This is a genomic window from Haloplanus rubicundus (assembly GCF_003342675.1).
Taxonomy (GTDB): Archaea; Halobacteriota; Halobacteria; order Halobacteriales; family Haloferacaceae; genus Haloplanus; species Haloplanus rubicundus.
Genome location: NZ_CP031148.1, coordinates 3,026,803 through 3,043,405, shown reverse-complemented (window position 1 = coordinate 3,043,405; position 16,603 = coordinate 3,026,803). Strand labels below are relative to the sequence as shown.

Below are 16,603 nucleotides of genomic sequence, written 5' to 3'. Positions count from 1 at the left end.
TCCCTCTTTAGGGCCACCTAAAGTAACTGGCGATTAGGCTCGCCTAAAGTAACTGTCACGCCGCAGTGGCGATATATATTTCTCGATAGAACGACGTAGAAATCATACCAACGGCTTTCCGTGGTGTCGCCGTCCGGGACGGTGATTCGCGCCACGGCGCCGACGCCGTGGCACCTCCCAGCCATGTCAGATTCAGACGATTCGGACGGGTCACGCGGCGACTCCCCGGACCTCGACGACACGCGATACTACCTGAACCGCGAGTTGAGCCACCTCGAATTCCAGAAGCGCGTCCTCCACGAGGCGCTCGACGAGCGGACGCCCCTCCTCGAACGCGTGCGGTTTCTCGGTCTCTTCACCAAGAATCTCGACGAGTTCTTCATGAAACGGGTGGGCGGCCTGAAACAACAGATCGACGCCGGCGTCACCGATCCGACGGTCGACGGGCGGACACCCCGCGAGCAGTGGCGCGAGATTCTCGACACGACCGGCCCGATGTTCGACCGCCAGACGGACTGTTACCGCGAGGTGATCCGTCCGGCGCTCGCCGAGGCGGGCGTCGAGATCGTCGACTACGACGGCCTCACCGCGGCCGAACGCGAGCGGATGCGGGCGTACTTCGAGGAGTCCGTCCTGCCGACGCTGACCCCGCTGGCGTTCGACCCCGCCCATCCCTTCCCCTTTATCTCCAATCTCAGCCTCTCGCTCGGCGTCTTCGTCCGCCACGACGCCGACGAGGACCCCATCTTCACCCGGATCAAGGTGCCCCAGAACCGCCCGCGACTCGTCCCCGTCGAGGAAGGCTCGCGGTACGTTCTCCTCGAGGACCTGATCGAGGCCCACCTCGACCTCCTGATGCCGAACGTCGAGGTGCTCGACACCGCCCCCTTCCGGATCACGCGCAACGCGGAGGTGCACCGCGACGGCGAGGTGGCGGAGGACCTCATCGAAGCCATCGAGGAGGTGATCGAACAGCGACGCTTCGCCACGGCGGTTCGCCTCGAAATCGGCGCCGACGCGCCCGAGGCGATGATCGATCTGCTCCGGAACCAACTCGACCTCGACCCCGAGGAGGTGTTCCGCCGCGCCGGACCGCTCGACTACCGCGACTTCTCGACGCTCGTCGACCTCGACCGCCCCGACCTGAAACGCGAGCGGTGGTCGCCGCTCCCCCACCCTCGGTTCGCGGAGGGGCCGAACGCCGACGTGAGCCTCCACGGCGCCGACCTGTTCGACGAAATCGCGAGCGACGACGTACTCCTCCACCACCCGTACCACTCCTTCGACGGCACCGTCCAGCGCTTCCTCGACGCCGCCGCCAACGACCCCGACGTGCTGGCGATCAAAGCCGCCATCTACCGCACGGCGAGCGATTCTCAGGTGATCCAGCGCCTGATCGACGCCGCGGACAACGGCAAACAGGTGGCCGTGATGGTCGAACTCAAGGCCCGCTTCGACGAGCAGAACAACCTCCAGTGGGTGCGCAAACTCGAGGAGAACGGCATCCACGTCGCCTACGGCACGGTGGGGTTGAAGACACACACCAAGACGGCCCTCGTCGTCCGCGAGGAGGACGACGGCGTGAAACTCTACTCTCACGTCGCCACCGGGAACTACCACTCCGAGACGGCGAAAGGCTACGTCGACCTCGGCCTCCTGACCGCCGACCGCGACGTCGGGCAGGACCTCGTGACGGTGTTCAACTTCTTCACCGGCCCGTCGCTGGACGAGGAGTTCCGCAAACTGCTCGTCGCGCCGGTGACGATGCGCGAGCGCTTCACCGACTTGGTGCGCCGCGAGGCTAGGTACGCCCGCGCCGGCCGCCCGGCACGGATCGTCGCCAAGATGAACGCGCTCGAAGATCCGGAGATGGTGAAAGAGCTCTACTGGGCGTCGATGGCCGGCGTCGATATCGACCTGCTCGTCCGCGACATCTGTCGCCTGCGCCCGGGCATCGAGGGCGTCAGCGACACCGTCACCGTCCGCTCGGTCGTCGGACGCTTCCTCGAACACTCCCGCATCTACTACTTCGAGAACGGCGCGGGACCGGACGACCCCGACGACGGCGGGGAGCGACGCACCCCGGGCAGTCGGCCAGCGACCGACGATGGCGGCGAACCCCAGTACTTCGTCGGCTCCGCGGACTGGATGACGCGCAACCTCGACTACCGCGTCGAGGCCGTCGCGCCCGTGACCGACCCCGACCTCCGCGAGCAGCTCCGCTTCGTCCTCGAAGTCATGCTGCACGACAACCGCTCGGGCTGGGAGATGAACGCGGACGGGAGCTACGACCAGCGGACGCCCGGCTCCGACCCCGTCTGGGGCACTCAGGAGATTCTGATGGCCGCGGCCCGGGCCGCCCACGAGTGCGACGACGACCGCGGCATCGATACCGACCACCCCGCGAGCCCCGGCGATCTGTTGGTGACGGGTAGCGCCGGCGGGACTGGCGACGCCGACGCGACGGACGACGCCACGGACTAATGCGTCAGCGCTTCCAGCAGGAGGACCGCCGGCTCGGGCGCTAGCGGCTCGTTCGCGTTGCCGCAGTGTGGCGACTGGACGCAGGCCGGACAGCCGTCCGCACACCCGCAGGCGTCGATCATCCGCCCCGTCCGGGCCAGCAGGGGTTCGATCCGCTCGTGGGCGCCGCGCGCGAGGCCGACGCCGCCCGGATGGCCGTCGTAGACGAAGATGGTGCTCGCGCCGGTGTGGTCGTGATACGGCGTCGAGAGGCCACCCACGTCCCCCCGGTCACAGAGGAGTTCGAGGGGGAGTAGGGAGATGAGGCCATGTTCGGCGGCGTGGATGCCGCCCGCGAAGTCGCCCACCTCCCGCATCGCCATCTCCACGTCGTCGGGGACGGTGACATACAGCGCCGTCGTCGACAGGGTCGTCTCGGGGAGGTCGAGGGCCTCCCGACCCAGCACTTCCCCCCGCTTCGCGTCGCGCCGTTCGAACCCGGTCACGCGCTCGGCGACGGTCACGTCCGCGAGGCACACCTCGACGTCGGGCCGGGCCGACAGTGGGGTCGCCGCCCGGTCCCGGTCCACCGTGATCGACTTCTCGGTCAGCACGCGCGTGTAGTAGTCCGCCCACGTCGACTGGAGCGTGGCCACGTCGCGGTCCAGGTCCAACTCCCCCACCTCGTAGGACTGCCCCTGATGGTGGTAGACGGCACCGGGGTGGGCGTCACGGAGCGCGTCGCCGAAGCCGAGGGAGGCGATCACGTCGCCGTCGGCCAGCAGGTCGATTTCGCGGTCGTCGACGGTTCGGAGGTTCGTCTCGTGCTGTGGACTGTGGTCGCCCGCGTGGGTCCACCGGACGCCTTCGGCCGTCTCGCGGCGCTCCAGTACGCCGTCCGCTTCGAGGTCGGTGACGACGTCGGGAAAGCCCTCGCCGAAGTGGGCCTCGTCGGCCCGCGACAGCCAGTTCTCCGCGGCCGCCGACGCGACGTGGGCGGGCAACAGGTGTTCGTTCTCGGGGTCGACGGTCGCCCGCTCCGGGTCGCCGGCAAAGAGGTCGTCGGGGTTCGCCATCAGATACTGGTCCAACTGGTCCTCGCCGGCGACGAGGCCGACGAGCGCCGGGTCCGATCCGCGACCCGCCCGCCCCGCGCGCTGGAACGTCGACATCCGGGTGCCGGGGTAGCCGTCGAGGAGGACGGCGTCGAGTCCCCCCACGTCGACGCCGAGTTCGAGCGCGCTCGTGCTCCAGACGCCCCGCACGTCGCCGTCGTGGAGGCCGTCCTCGATGTCGCGCCGGCGGTCGTCCCGCAGCGAGGCCTGGTACGCCTCGATCCGGTTCGCCAGGTCCCGCTCGCCCCGGTCGCGGAGGGTGTCGGCGCTCTCGGTGGCGTAGCGTTCGGCGGTCTGTCGCGCCCGCGTGAAGACGAGGCTCTGGTGCCCCTCAGCCACCAGGTCGGCGAACAGTCGCTTCGTCTCGACGTGGCTAGACCGGCGCCGTCCAGAGCCCCCGTCGCCCTCGTACTCGGGGGGGTTCCAGAGGAGCCAGTGGCGCGGCCCCCGGCCGCTCGTCTCCTCGTCGACGAGCGCGAACCCCGACTCGGGCCGGTCGGTCAGGCGCGCGGCGTGTTCGACCGGGTTGCCGATGGTGGCCGAACAGCAGACGAACTGCGGGTCGCTCCCGAACCGCTCACAGAGGCGGGCGAGCCGTCGGAAGACGAGGGCGACGTGGCTCCCGAAGACGCCGCGGTAGCCGTGGACCTCGTCGACGACGACGAGGTCCAGCGAGGAGAAGAGCCACTCCCACAGCCGGTGACCGTGGGGCAGGAGGCCGTAGTGAAGCATGTCGGGGTTCGAGAGGAGGACCGTCGGTCGTCGATCGCGTACGTCCCGTTTCTCGGCCTGCGAGAGCCGGCCGGTGTAGGTGTCGACGGAGACGCGGCTCCCGAACCCCAGGTCGCACGCGAGTTCGGAGAGGCTCTCGGCCTGATCGGCGATGAGGGCGTTCTGCGGGCCGAGATACAGCGTGCGACCCCCGTGATCCATCGCCCGCTCGAACGCGGGGACGGTGTACGCGAGGCTCTTGCCGCTCGCCGTCGGCGTCGCGAGCACGGCGTCCCGGCCGTCGCGAACGGCCTCGATGGCCTCGACCTGGTGGCGGTAGAGGCGGTCGATCCCCCGGTCGGCGAGCGCACTCGCCAGTCGCGGTTCGAGATCACAGTCGGCGTACGTCGGCTCGCGGCCCGGGAGGCGGCGGTAGTCGGCGAGCTGCCCCTCGCCGGCGCGCGCACGCAGTCGGTCGACGGCGTCCACATCGCCGCTCGGGACGGCACGGTCATACCGGTTGCGGTCCCGCCGACTTCGGCGTCGGGGGTGGGCGACGCGCGGCCGCGGATCACGACACCGTTTTCCTCCCCGACGCCGCACGCGGCCACATGGACGACACGGACGCCGCGGGTGGCACCTACACCCTCCTGTTGTCCCTGCCCGACCCGGCCGAAATCGCCGTCGGCGCGCTCGGTACGCACGCCCTCCCTGCCGGCGCGTACGCCTACACCGGGAGCGCCCTCGGCAGCGGCGGCTTCGCCCGCGTCGACCGTCACCGGCGCGTCGCGGCCGGCGACCACGACACTCGACACTGGCACGTCGACTACCTGACCGGGCACCCGACGACCGAACTGGTCGGCGTCGTCACGTCACCCGGCGTCGACGCCGAGTGTGCCGTTGCCGCCCGCCTCCCCGACGGCCCGGTCGCCGGCTTCGGCGCCTCGGACTGTGGCTGTCGCTCGCATCTCGCGGTCGGTCGGGGTATCGAGTCGATACGGACGGCCGTCGAGGCGGCACATCGAGACGCTCGCCGAGCGGTGTAGAAGTATGGGCGACCGGGGACGCCCAACCGCCGGCCGATCCGGGCGAATCGGCCGTCGGTCGGGCAACGGTCGGGAGGCGGGCCGGGCAACCCGCCACGACCCTTCGTGTCAGAGGCACCCCGGCACTATTAAACACATTCGACGATAGCTTCATGTTACCGCCTGGAGAATACGTCAGCGGGTGAGTTCAAATATATAAAAATATCGGTGGTGAGGGTCGGTGACCGACTCCTCGGCCGTGGCCACCGTCGACCGGCGTCTCGACACGCTTCGTACCCTCGGCGAGGCGCCGGCGTCGAAGGCCGGACTGTCGGAGCGAATCGACGTTTCGCGGTCGACGGCGGAGCGGTCGATCCGCGAACTGGAGACGCACGGTTTCGTGGCGGCGTCGGACGAAGGGTATCGGGTAACGGTCGCCGGTCGGCTGGCGCTCGCCGCCCACGACGAGCGGCGGCGGCGGACCGCCACCGCCGCTGCCGTCGCACCGCTGTTCGACGGCGTCGACCTCTCCTTTGACGTCGACCTCTCCGTTCTCGACGGGGCGCGCGTCGTCGAGGCCCATCCGCACGCTCCGAACCGGCCGGTCGAGTGCGTCGCCGCGCTCGTCGCGGACGCCACCCACGTCTCGGTGTACACCGGTCGGTTTCTCTCCCGCCACGCCCGCCTCTACCACGACAGAGTGCTCGACGGCATGACCGGCACGTTCGTGGCGACGGATCGCGTGATCGATCGACAGCGCTCGGCTCGGCCCGGGGAGATGCGGGAAGCGATGGACCTCGGCCGCGTGGCCCTGTGCCGTCTCGACCGGGACGACCCCGTCTCGCTGGTCCTGGCGGAGACGCCCGACGGCCCCGAGATGGGGCTGGTCGTCTACCGCGACGAGACGCCGCGGGGGTTCGTCGGCAGCGACGACCCCGCGGCGACGCGGTGGGCGCGTGACCTCCACGAGCGTCTGTGGGCGGCGGCGACGCCGCTCTAGTTCAGCGCCTCGGCGAGCGCTTCGACCGGCGTCGGCGGTTTCTCGTCGTAGTGGTCGCCGAGTTGGGTGCGACAGGAGGCGCCGGGGGCGACGATCCGGTCGCCCGGACTGTCGTCGACCTGATCGAAGAGGATGCGGCCGATGGCCTTGCTCATCGAGAGGTGTTCGGCCTCGTAGCCGAAGGAGCCGGCCATCCCGCAACAGCCCGAATCGAGGGGGTCGACCGCGTAGCCGGCGCGGCGCAACACGCCGACCGCGTGGTGGTCCTTCCGGGTGGACTTCTGGTGACAGTGGCCGTGGTAGGTCAGCGTCTCCGCCGGCGCGTCGACGTCCAGCGACTCGTCGAGGCGGAAGGCGTCGACGTACTCCATGATCCCGTAGCTGTTGGCAGCCACCGTCTCGGCGTCCTCACCCGAGAGGAGGTCGAGGTAGTCCGACTGGAACATCACCGCGTCGGACGGTTCGACGACGACCACGTCCCACCCCTCTCGCACCCGGGGTGCGAGGGCGTCGACGTTCGTCGCCGCCTGCTCCCGCGCCAGGTCGAGAAAGCCCTTCGAGAACGGCGGGCGACCGCTCCCGGTCACGTCGTCGGGTATCTCGACGTGGACGTTCGCCGCCTCCAGCACTCTGACGGCGGCCTTGCCCGCCTCCGGCGCGTTGTACGTGGTGTACGAGTCGGGAAAGAGCAGGACCCGGCGGTCGGCTTCGCTCGCGTCCACCTGTGCCCCGCCGCGAGCCTCGAACCAGTCGACCAGCGACTCGCGGTGGAAGGTGGGCAGCGAGCGGTCCTTCGCGATGCCCACCGTCTTCTCCATGACCGTCCGGGCGCCCGGCACCTTCGCCGCCCAGTTCGAGAGGGGAGCGAGTGTCGACCCCAGCGCGTTCAGCGCGTCGATGTTCGCGAACAGTCTGTCGCGGAGCGTCGAGCCGTGGCGCTGGTGGTGTTCGTGGGTCACCTCCGCTTTCAGCTTGGCGAGGTCGACCTCGCTGGGGCAGTCCTTCGAACAGCCCTTGCAGCCGATACAGAGGTCGAGCACCTCGTGCATGAACTCCACGTCGAACTGCTCCTCGTCGTCCAGGTCGCCGCTCATGGCTTGCCGGAGCAGGTTCGCCCGGCCGCGGGTGGCCGTAATCTCTTCCTGACTGGCGCGGTAGGTCGGGCACATGACGCCGCCGGTGGTCTCCTGTGGGCCGCGACAGCCGCCGCAGCCGTGACAGAGTTCGACCATGCCCTGGAAGCCGTTTTCGTTGTCCCAGTTCAGCGCGGAATCGAACCCGGCGTCGAAGTCGTAGTCGGGACCGAACCGGAGGTGCTCCGTCATGTCGGCATCGCCGCAGACGTTCCCCGGGTTGAGCAGCCAGTCGGGATCGACCGCCGTCTTCAGGTCGCGGAAGACGTTCCAGAGGTGGTCGCCGTACAGCTTCCGGTTCCACTGCGTGCGTGCCCGGCCGTCGCCGTGTTCGCCCGAGACGGAGCCGTCGTATTTGACCACGAGGTCGGTCGCGGCGTCGGCGATGGACTCCATCTCCGCGACGCCCTCGACGGTCTTCGTGTTCACCAGCGGGCGGATGTGGAGGACGCCCGGCCCGGCGTGGGCGTAGTAGCTGGCGAAGGTATCGTGGTCGTCGAGGATGTCCTGGAAGTCCGCGACGTAGGCGGGCAGGTTCTCGGCCGGGATGGCCGTATCTTCGATGAAGGCGATGTGTTTGGCGTCGCTGGTGCGACCCAGCAGGATGGGGAGACCGGACTTGCGCATCTTCCAGAACTTCTCGCGGGTCTCCGGGTCGTGGGCCTCCATCGCCGCGCGGGCGCGGCGCGGTTCGGGCGTCAGGTCGGCGGCGCCGTCCGAGGGGTCGGCGTCCGACTCGCCGTCGGGCACGCGGTCGGCGATCAGGTCCGCCACCTTCTCCCGGCCGTCCGCGTCGCTCTCGGCGTAGAACTCGACGAGGAGTACCGAGTCGGTCCCCTCGGGGAGCATCCCGACAACGTCCCGGAACTCTGCCGTCTCGCGGGCGAGGTCGAGCAACACGTCGTCCATCACCTCCACCGCCGCCGGGTCGTGCTCCAGAATCGGCGCCACGTCCTCCATCGCGTCGAGCAGGTCGTCGTAGGTCAGCAGGCCGATGGCCTTCGTCTCGGGGACGGGTTCGAGCGAGACGGTCGCCTCCGTGATGATGGCGAGGGTTCCCTCGCTCCCCGCAAGCAGTCGGGCGAGGTTCACGGAGTCGGATTCGGCCTCGTCGATCAGCACGTCGAGGTTGTAGCCGGAGACGTTGCGCTTGAGGTTCGGGTACTTCTCGCGCACCTCGTCGGCCTCCTCGTCGACGATGCGGAGGGCTTCGGCGTAGAACCGCTCTTCGAGCGACCCGTCGGGATCGGCCCCTGCCCGGAGTTCGTCCATCGTCACCTCGCCGAGCGTCGTCACCGTGCCGTCCGCGAGGACGACCTCCACCTCCTCGACGTAGGCGTCGGTCTTGCCGTATTTCAGCGAGTGCGAGCCGGTGGAGTTGTTGCCGATGGCGCCGCCGAGGACGCTCTTGTCACCCCACGCGGGGTCGGGCGCGAACTTCAGTCCGTGCGGGGCGAGTTCGGCGTTGAGGTCGCCGAGTTTCACGCCGGGTTGCGCGCGGGCGCGGCGGTTCTCCGGGTCCATCTCCAGCACGTCGTCCATCTCCTTGGAGAAGTCGAGGACGACGGCCTCGTTGACGGTCTGGCCGGCGAGGCTGGTGCCGCCGCCCCGCGGCAGGACGGGAATCTCGCGCTCGGCGCAGTAGTCGACCACCGCGGCCACGTCCGCCGTCGAGGTGGGAAAGACGACGCCGATGGGCGTCATCTCGTAGGCGCTGGCGTCGGTGGCGTACAGCTGTCGGGAGTAGTCGTCGAAGCGAACGGCGCCCGCGATCAGGTCGTCCAGGTCGTCGACCATCCCCGGCCGGTCGACGTCGTCGCTCCGGTAGTCGTAATCGCCCGCCGACGCGGGATCGTCGGCGGCGTCGCCTGTCGTTGCCATTGGCGGCCTCTTGGCGTAGGGGCGCTTAAAATGCAGGTACTGCTGGGCGTCGGGTTAGAAGACGCCCGGGAACAGCACGTAGCCGAACAGGAGCGTCAGGGCACCCGTCGCGGCCGCGTAGTACGCGAGAGGGATGAGTTCGTAGCGGATGACCCGTCCCTCCTCGCCGACGAGGCCGACGACGGCGAGCGCCGCGACCACGTTGTGGACGGCGATGAGGTTCCCGATGGCGCCACCCACGGCCTGCGCGCCGAGGATGATGGTGTGCGGGAAGCCGATCTGATCGGCCACGCCGTACTGGAAGGTGCCAAAGAGGATGTCCGAGACGGTGTTCGACCCGGCGAGGAAGGCGCCGAGGGCGCCGACGAGCGCCGCGAAGAACGGGTAGACGCCGCCGGCGACGGTCGCCATCGTATCCGAGAGGACGATCAGCATGCCGTCGGTTCCAGTCGCGGTCCCCGACTGGAGCATGATCTGCACCGTCGCCACCGCGAACAGCAGGGCGATGACGGCGGGCATCACCTTCTCCGCCGTCTCTGCCCACGCGCCCGTGATCTCGTCGGTCGACATCCCGTGGATGGGGATGGTCAGGAGGTGGACGGCGACGAACACCGCGCCGGGTAGGTAGAGGACGGCGAGCGACCCCGACAGCGACGTACCGAGGATGCGCGTCCACTCGAGGACGAGGTTCGACTGCAGGAACCCGGTCACCGGGTCGACGACGCGCGTGACGACCAGCAGGACCGCCACGAGGGCGTAGGGCGCCCACGCCCGCGGGAGCGACATCGTCTGCACGGTGCCGCCGTCGGCGGCGACGTGGGTCCCGCGGGACGAGGACTCGCCGGGCTGGATGTCACCGACCCAGTGGTCGGGCCACCCGGACTGGTCGCCGAAGTCCCACTCCTCGTCGGGGTGGAAGAAGCCGGCCTTGAGCGCGCCGACCGTGACGAACAGGCCGACCATCGCACCGATCAGGCCGGGGAACTCGGGACCGAGGAGGTACGCCGTCGCCCAGTAGGGGACGGCGAAGGAGGCCCACGCGAACAGACAGAGCGGCAGGACCTCCAGTGCGGGCTTGATCGAGCGCTCCTCGCCGAAGAAGCGAGTCATCATCGCCACGCCGATAAAGGGGAGGACGGCGCCGACGACGACGTGGAAGGAGGCGGCCCACACCGCGATTTCGGCCACCCAGCCCTCGATGGTCATGCCCTGGGCCGTGACGGCCGAGTTGATGACCTCCACGTCGCCGAAGATGTCGATCATGCCGATGATCAGCGGCGTCCCGACGGCGCCGAAGGTGATGGCCATCAGGTTGCCGGTGAGCGCGACGACGACGGCGGCCAGCGGCGGGAAGCCGAGTCCCACGAGGAGCGGGCCGACGATGGCCGCGGGCGTGCCGAACCCGGCCGCGCCCTCGATGAACGAGCCCATCAGGAAGACCAGCAGGACGACCTGCACGCGCCGGTCGTCGCTGATCGAGGCGAAACCCTGGTTGATCGCGTCGAACGCGCCGGTGCGCTTGAGCGTATAGAGCAGCAGGATCGCTCCGAAGACGATCCAGAGGATGCTCGCGGCGGTGATGAAGCCGTTGACGGTGGCGGCGCCGATCCATCGGAGCGACATGTTCCAGCCGAAGTAGCCGGCGCCGATGGCGACGACCCACGCGACGGGCATCGCCCGCGTCGCAGGCCAGAACCGCCCGACCATCAGGTACGCGATGGCCGCGAGCGGCAACACCGCGATGGCGACGTCGATCGCCGCCATCACACCCTCCGGCGCGGCACGACGGCCGCGCGGTTCGTTCCACAGTCGTTCTCTAATCGTTCTGGCATCGTTCCATGGCACCGTTTGCCCCGATATATATCCGTCGTTCCTCGCTTTTCGTGACGTTTCGGCGGTCGGCGCCGACGCGCTACGCGCCTGATATCTTCGAGTGAACTGGAATAATTTCGGGTTTTGGGGCTTTTGTGGCGGTTTTAGTGGATTTGGCGATGTCCTATGCACACGAGAATAATGGGTGGTACATACGTGTGCACTCGATGTTCTTTCGTGTGTAAAGGCTTATGCGCACGTCTGCACTGGTGTTCGGCATGAGCGACGGCGGCGACCGACCCCGGAACGACGACGGCCAGTACGCCGACCACATCCCCCCGGAGGCGGCGCTGGACGTCTTCGACGCCCGGGACGATCTCGCCCGCCCCCTCACCGCGAGCGACGTGATGGAGGCGCTCGACTGCTCGCGGCGGACGGCACACAACAAACTCTCGACGCTCGTCGACCGGGGGACGCTCCGGACGCGGAAGGTCGGCGCCCGGAGTCGGGTGTGGTGGGTGCCGATGGAACGCGGTCCCGATCCGGACGACGACCGGCCGCTCGCCGTCGACAACGCCATCCGGGACGCCACCCTCCCCGGGAGCGGCCCGACGCTCGACGCCCGCCGGGAGGCGCTCTCGGCCGCCTACGACTACCTCGCGGCACATCCCGAGGCGAAGAAGGCCGACTTCCTGCGGGACGTGTACCACGACAACCCCGCGGGCTACGAGTCCGCGGAGGCGTGGTGGAACGCCATTCAGCCGGCGCTGAAGGACCTCCCGGGCGTCGATCCGCCGGCCGAGCGCGGCCACCTCTGGCACTTCCTCGGCGGCGACTGATCGGTCCCTTTTTTTCCGCGCGACGCCGACCCCCCGCTGTTCACCCCATGCACGGACCGCCGCCCAGCGACTGCCGGACGCCACGCGACGCCCCCGACCGTGGCTGACGGCGGTTCGCGCTCCGAGGCCGACGCCGACGCGCCCGACGCCGACGACGGCCCCGTCTACGCGTCCGCCATCGAGGGGCGTCAGTACCGGGGCACGTGGTACTGTCCGCTGCCCTACGAGGACCTGGAGCGTGCCCCGGAGACCGACGACTACCCCGCCCGCGGCACCGGCGGCGCCTTCCGCCTCGCCGAACTCCCGCGGGTGCCGCGGGTCCGCCACGTCGTCGGGCCGAGCGCCATCATGCTCGGTGCCTCCCTCGGGAGCGGCGAGACGCTGTTCTGGCCCGGCCTCATCGCCCGCCACGGCTGGGCCATCTACTGGGCCTTCGTCGTCGGCGTCCTCACCCAGTTCGTCGTCAACACCGAACTCCAGCGGTGGACGCTCGCCACCGGCGAGAGCGTCTTCCGCTCCTACGTCCGGGTCACCCCCGCGTGGCCGTGGGTGTTCCTCCTCGCCGGCCTCCTCAGCCTCGGATGGCCGGGGTGGGCCGCCGGCGCCGCACAGGTCGCCGCCACCGCCACCGGTCTCGCCGGGACGACGCTGTTCGGCTTCCCCGCGTGGAAACCACTCGCGGTCGGTCTCCTGCTCGTCGTCTGGCTCTCCTATCAGGTGTCGTCGGTCGCCTACAACGCCGTCGAGGCGTTTCAGATCGGCCTCCTCTTTGTCGCCATCGCGGCCGCCCTCGCCCTCGCCGTCGTCAGTGGCGCCGTCGCCGACGTCGGCTCCCTGTCGACGGCCGTGACGGGCGTCGGGACGCTCCCGCCGGAGATGGACGTGGCCGTCTTCCTCGGCGGCCTCGCCTTCGCGGGCGCGGGCGGCTACCTCAACCTCTCCCAGAGCCTCTGGGCGCGCGAGAAGGGGTACGGCATGGGCAACTACCAGGGCCGCGTCCGCAACCCCCTCACCGGCGACGACCCCGAACCGATCCGGCGCGACGGCTTCACGTTCCGTCCCACGCCCCTGCACCTGCAGCGGTGGCGTGGCTGGTGGCGGGTGATCCAGGCCGAACACCTGCTCACCTTCGTCGTCGGCCTCCTCCTCGTCGCGACGGTGTTGATGGCCGTCGCTCGCCGGCACGCGCCGGGCGCGGACGCGAACGCACTCGACATGTGGCTCGGCGCCATCGCGCCCGCCCTCGGCGGTCTCGGCGCACTGCTCGTCTTCCTTCTCCTCTTCGTCGCCCTCTTTACCACCGAGTACGCTATCGTCGAGTCGTTCGTCCGCAACTCCGCGGACGCCGTCTACGAGGCGTTCGCGCGCGACGCCGGCTGGGACCTCTCGCGGCTATTCTGGTGGCTCCTCACCGCCTTCACCGTCTGGGGGATCGTCGTCATCCTCCTCTTTTCGGCGCCGCTCGGCACGCGTGGCCCCTTCTTCCTGCTCGTCGTCGGCGCCGCCCTCTCCGGCGTGATGATGTGGCCCTACACCGTCCTCACCCTCCTCGTCAACACGCGACGCCTGCCCGAACACCTCCAGCCGAGTTGGGGTCGGGTCGTCGCCATGTGGTGGGCGTCGGGCTTCTACGGCTACTTCAGCGTCCTCCTGATCGGCCAGACGGCGACGACCGCGGGCGTCGACGCCCTCGGGACGACCGTCGGCGTCGTCGGGAGCGCCCCCGGCGGCTACGCCCTCTGGGTCGGCTACGCGCTCGTGCAGGGGTACGCAGTCGCTCGGTCCGTCGGCGCCAAACGCGCCGCGGCGGGCACCGTCGTCGCCGAGCGCTGATCGCGGACCGAAGCTACAAAGCCGCCGCGTCCCAATCCACCGGACATGGCAACGACGACCACGAATCCGACGCTCTCGACGTTCGAGGAGTCCCTCGCCGACCTCGGCGTCGACTGCACCCGGACGACGGCCGCGGACTTCGCGACGACGCTCGCGGACATCGTCCGCGACCCGGCCGTCGGCGTCCCTCTCCCCTTCGACGTCGAGTACCCCGACAGCGTGACCGTCGACCCCACGCCCGCCGAACTGGAACGGGCCGAGACGGGGATCACGCCCGCCTCCTACGGCGTCGCCAACTACGGCAGCGTCTTCCTCCCCGCCACCGACGACGGCGCCGAACTCGTCTCCCTCTACCCCAAGCTCCACGTCCCCGTCGTTCGCGCGGACGACGTGCTTCCGGCCCTGCCCGAGGCACTCGATCGCTTCGGCGACGCCGCCCGCGAGGAGGACCTGAGCGCCATCGTCGCCACCGGTCCCAGCGCCACCGCCGACATGGGGAAACTCGTCCTCGGCGCCCACGGTCCCGAGGCCGTCCACGTGGTGATGCTCGATGAGTAAGGGTCGAGGCGACAAGGCGGCCGAAATTCGCCGGCTGATGGCGACCGAAGGCCCCGCCATCGAGGAGAACACCAAGGGCTTCAACCGGAAGCGTCGGGAAGCCATCGAGGGCCTGGAGAACTACGAGGAACTCCGGGACCGCGCCCGCGAGATCAAGGAGGACGCCATCGACCGCCTGCCCGAACTCCTCGATGAGTTGCGGACGGCGGTGGAGGACAACGGCGGCCAGATGTACATCGCGGACGACGCCGCCGACGCCAACCGCTACATCCGCGACGTGGCGGCGGAGAAGGAGGCCGAGCGCGTCGTCAAGAGCAAGTCGATGACCACCGAGGAACTGGAGGTCAACGACGCCCTCGCCGAGGACGGCGTCGACGTGGTCGAGACGGACCTCGGCGAGTGGGTCGTCCAACTCGCCGACGAGACGCCCTCGCATCTCATCGCGCCCGCCATCCACCGCTCTCAGGAGAGCATCGCGGAACTGTTCAAGGAGGTGTTCGACCCCGCGGACCCGCCGGAGACGGCGAGCGAGCTGACCAGCTTCGCGCGCGAGAAACTGGGCGAACGCATCCGCGACGCCGACGTCGGCATGACCGGCGCCAACTTCGTCACCGCCGACAGCGGGACGATGGCCATCGTCACCAGCGAGGGCAACGCCCGAAAATGTGCCGTCACGCCCGACACCCACGTCGCCGTCACGGGCGTCGAGAAGGTGATTCCCTCCACCGACGAGCTCTCTCCCTTCCTCGAACTCCTCGCGCGTTCGGGCACGGGACAGGACCTGACGGCGTACGTCTCCCTGCTCACGCCGCCCGTCGACACTCCGACCGTCGACTTCGACGACGACGAGACGCCGCTCTCCGAGCGCGACTCGGACCGCGAGTTCCACCTCGTCCTCATCGACAACGGACGGATGGCGATGCGCGAGGACGACCAGCTCCGCGAGACGCTCTACTGCATCCGGTGTGGTCAGTGTTCGAACTCCTGTGCCAACTTCCAGCACGTCGGCGGCCACGCCTTCGGCGGCGAGACGTACTCCGGTGGCATCGGCACCGGCTGGGAGGCGGGCATCGAGGGGCTGGACACCGCCGCCGAGTTCAACGACTTCTGTACCGGTTGTTCCCGGTGTGTCAACGGCTGTCCCACCAAGATCGACATCCCGTGGATCAACACCGTCGTCCGCGACCGGGTGAACCGCGGCAAGGAGCCGGACGGCTACGACTTCCTCGTCGAGGGCCTGACGCCGGACGAGGAGCCCGGTGGCCTCGACCTGGACAAACGCCTGTTCGGCAACTTCGAGACGCTGGCGAAACTCGGGAGCGCGACGGCGCCCGTCTCGAACTGGGTCGCAAAGACCGGCCCGGCCCGCTGGGCGCTCGAACGCGTCGCCGGCGTCGACGCCCGCCGTGACCTGCCCGAGTTCCAGCGCGAGACGCTCGTCGACTGGTTCGAGAACCGCGTCACGGCGGTGTCCGACCCCACGCGCGAAGTCGTCCTCTACCCCGACGTCTACACCAACCACGTCCAGGTCGAACGCGGGAAGGCCGCGGTCCGGACCCTGGAGGCGCTCGGCGTCTCGGTCCGCGTCCCCGACGTGCGCTCCAGCGGGCGCGCGCCCCTCTCGCAGGGTATGATCGCCACCGCGGAGGAGCACGCTCACGACGTGTACGGGAGGCTCGCGGAACACCTCGATGCCGGCCGCGACGTGGTCGTCATCGAACCCTCCGACCTCGCGATGTTCGACCGCGAGTACGAGAAGTTCCTCCCCGAGGCGTCCGTCGAGCGCCTGCAGGAGCACAGCTACGAGATCATGGAGTACGTCTACGGCCTGCTGGAGAACGGCGCGGACGCCGATACGCTCCGCGGCGGCGACGGGGACGGCGTCGCCTACCACGCCCACTGCCAGCAGCGGACGCTCGGGCTGGAGGCCCACACCGTCGCGGTGTTGGAGGACCTCGGCTACGACGTGCTCACCTCCGACGTGGAGTGTTGCGGCATGGCCGGCTCCTTCGGCTACAAGGACACGTACTACGAACTGAGCATGGACGTGGGCGACGACCTGGCCGAACAGTTCTCGACGACGGAGGCGCGGGACCGTACGGTGGTGGCGAGCGGGACCTCCTGTCTCGAACAGCTCGACGCCCTCCTCTCGCGGCCCTCGACGCACCCGGTCGAGTTGATCGCGCCGTAGTCAACCCCTTCCGCGAACTATTAAGACCCGCGACGAACAGGG

The 16,603-nt window shown here is 69.4% G+C and carries 10 protein-coding genes; 7 read left to right on the top strand and 3 right to left on the bottom strand.

The features are described 5' to 3' along the window. Positions 1-183: 183 nt before the first annotated feature. Complete coding sequence (ppk1, locus tag DU484_RS16740) at positions 184-2,484, top strand: polyphosphate kinase 1 (protein ID WP_114606821.1); 2,301 nt, start codon at positions 184-186, stop codon at positions 2,482-2,484. Here ppk1 and DU484_RS16735 read toward each other — a convergent pair. Then, positions 2,481-4,778, bottom strand: a complete 2,298-nt coding sequence (locus DU484_RS16735; protein WP_114606496.1) for a DEAD/DEAH box helicase — start codon at positions 4,776-4,778, stop codon at positions 2,481-2,483. The two genes, ppk1 and DU484_RS16735, sit on opposite strands and share 4 nt — an antisense overlap. A 122-nt stretch (positions 4,779-4,900) precedes the next feature. On the opposite strand from DU484_RS16735, the gene DU484_RS16730 reads away from it, so the two are divergent. Further along, positions 4,901-5,335: a GIY-YIG nuclease family protein gene (locus tag DU484_RS16730; RefSeq protein WP_114606495.1), complete on the top strand. Its 435-nt coding sequence runs from the start codon at positions 4,901-4,903 to the stop codon at positions 5,333-5,335. A gap of 220 nt (positions 5,336-5,555) precedes the next feature. After that, positions 5,556-6,314: a helix-turn-helix transcriptional regulator gene (locus DU484_RS16725; protein WP_114606494.1), complete on the top strand. Its 759-nt coding sequence runs from the start codon at positions 5,556-5,558 to the stop codon at positions 6,312-6,314. Here DU484_RS16725 and DU484_RS16720 read toward each other — a convergent pair. Both DU484_RS16720 and DU484_RS16715 read right to left on the bottom strand, forming a co-directional pair. Next, positions 6,311-9,328, bottom strand: coding sequence for an FAD-binding and (Fe-S)-binding domain-containing protein (locus DU484_RS16720; protein ID WP_114606493.1), 3,018 nt, complete (start codon positions 9,326-9,328; stop codon positions 6,311-6,313). The genes DU484_RS16725 and DU484_RS16720 overlap by 4 nt on opposite strands. A gap of 54 nt (positions 9,329-9,382) precedes the next feature. After that, complete coding sequence (locus tag DU484_RS16715) at positions 9,383-11,092, bottom strand: L-lactate permease (RefSeq protein ID WP_394338748.1); 1,710 nt, start codon at positions 11,090-11,092, stop codon at positions 9,383-9,385. A 326-nt stretch (positions 11,093-11,418) separates the two neighbouring features. Between DU484_RS16715 and DU484_RS16710 the strand changes: the two genes are divergently transcribed. The 4 genes from DU484_RS16710 (at position 11,419) to DU484_RS16695 (ending at position 16,561) form a co-directional block, all read left to right on the top strand. Next, positions 11,419-11,979, top strand: coding sequence for a helix-turn-helix transcriptional regulator (locus tag DU484_RS16710; protein WP_114587069.1), 561 nt, complete (start codon positions 11,419-11,421; stop codon positions 11,977-11,979). Positions 11,980-12,078: 99 nt separating this feature from the next. Continuing rightward, the gene (locus DU484_RS16705; protein WP_114606491.1) at positions 12,079-13,812 is read left to right on the top strand and encodes an Nramp family divalent metal transporter; all 1,734 of its coding nucleotides are present in this window, start codon (positions 12,079-12,081) and stop codon (positions 13,810-13,812) included. A 45-nt stretch (positions 13,813-13,857) separates the two neighbouring features. Beyond that, complete coding sequence (locus tag DU484_RS16700; RefSeq protein WP_114587067.1) at positions 13,858-14,370, top strand: LUD domain-containing protein; 513 nt, start codon at positions 13,858-13,860, stop codon at positions 14,368-14,370. Continuing rightward, positions 14,363-16,561, top strand: a complete 2,199-nt coding sequence (locus tag DU484_RS16695) for an LUD domain-containing protein (protein WP_114606490.1) — start codon at positions 14,363-14,365, stop codon at positions 16,559-16,561. Before DU484_RS16700 ends, DU484_RS16695 begins: the two co-directional genes overlap by 8 nt. Positions 16,562-16,603: the final 42 nt, after the last annotated feature.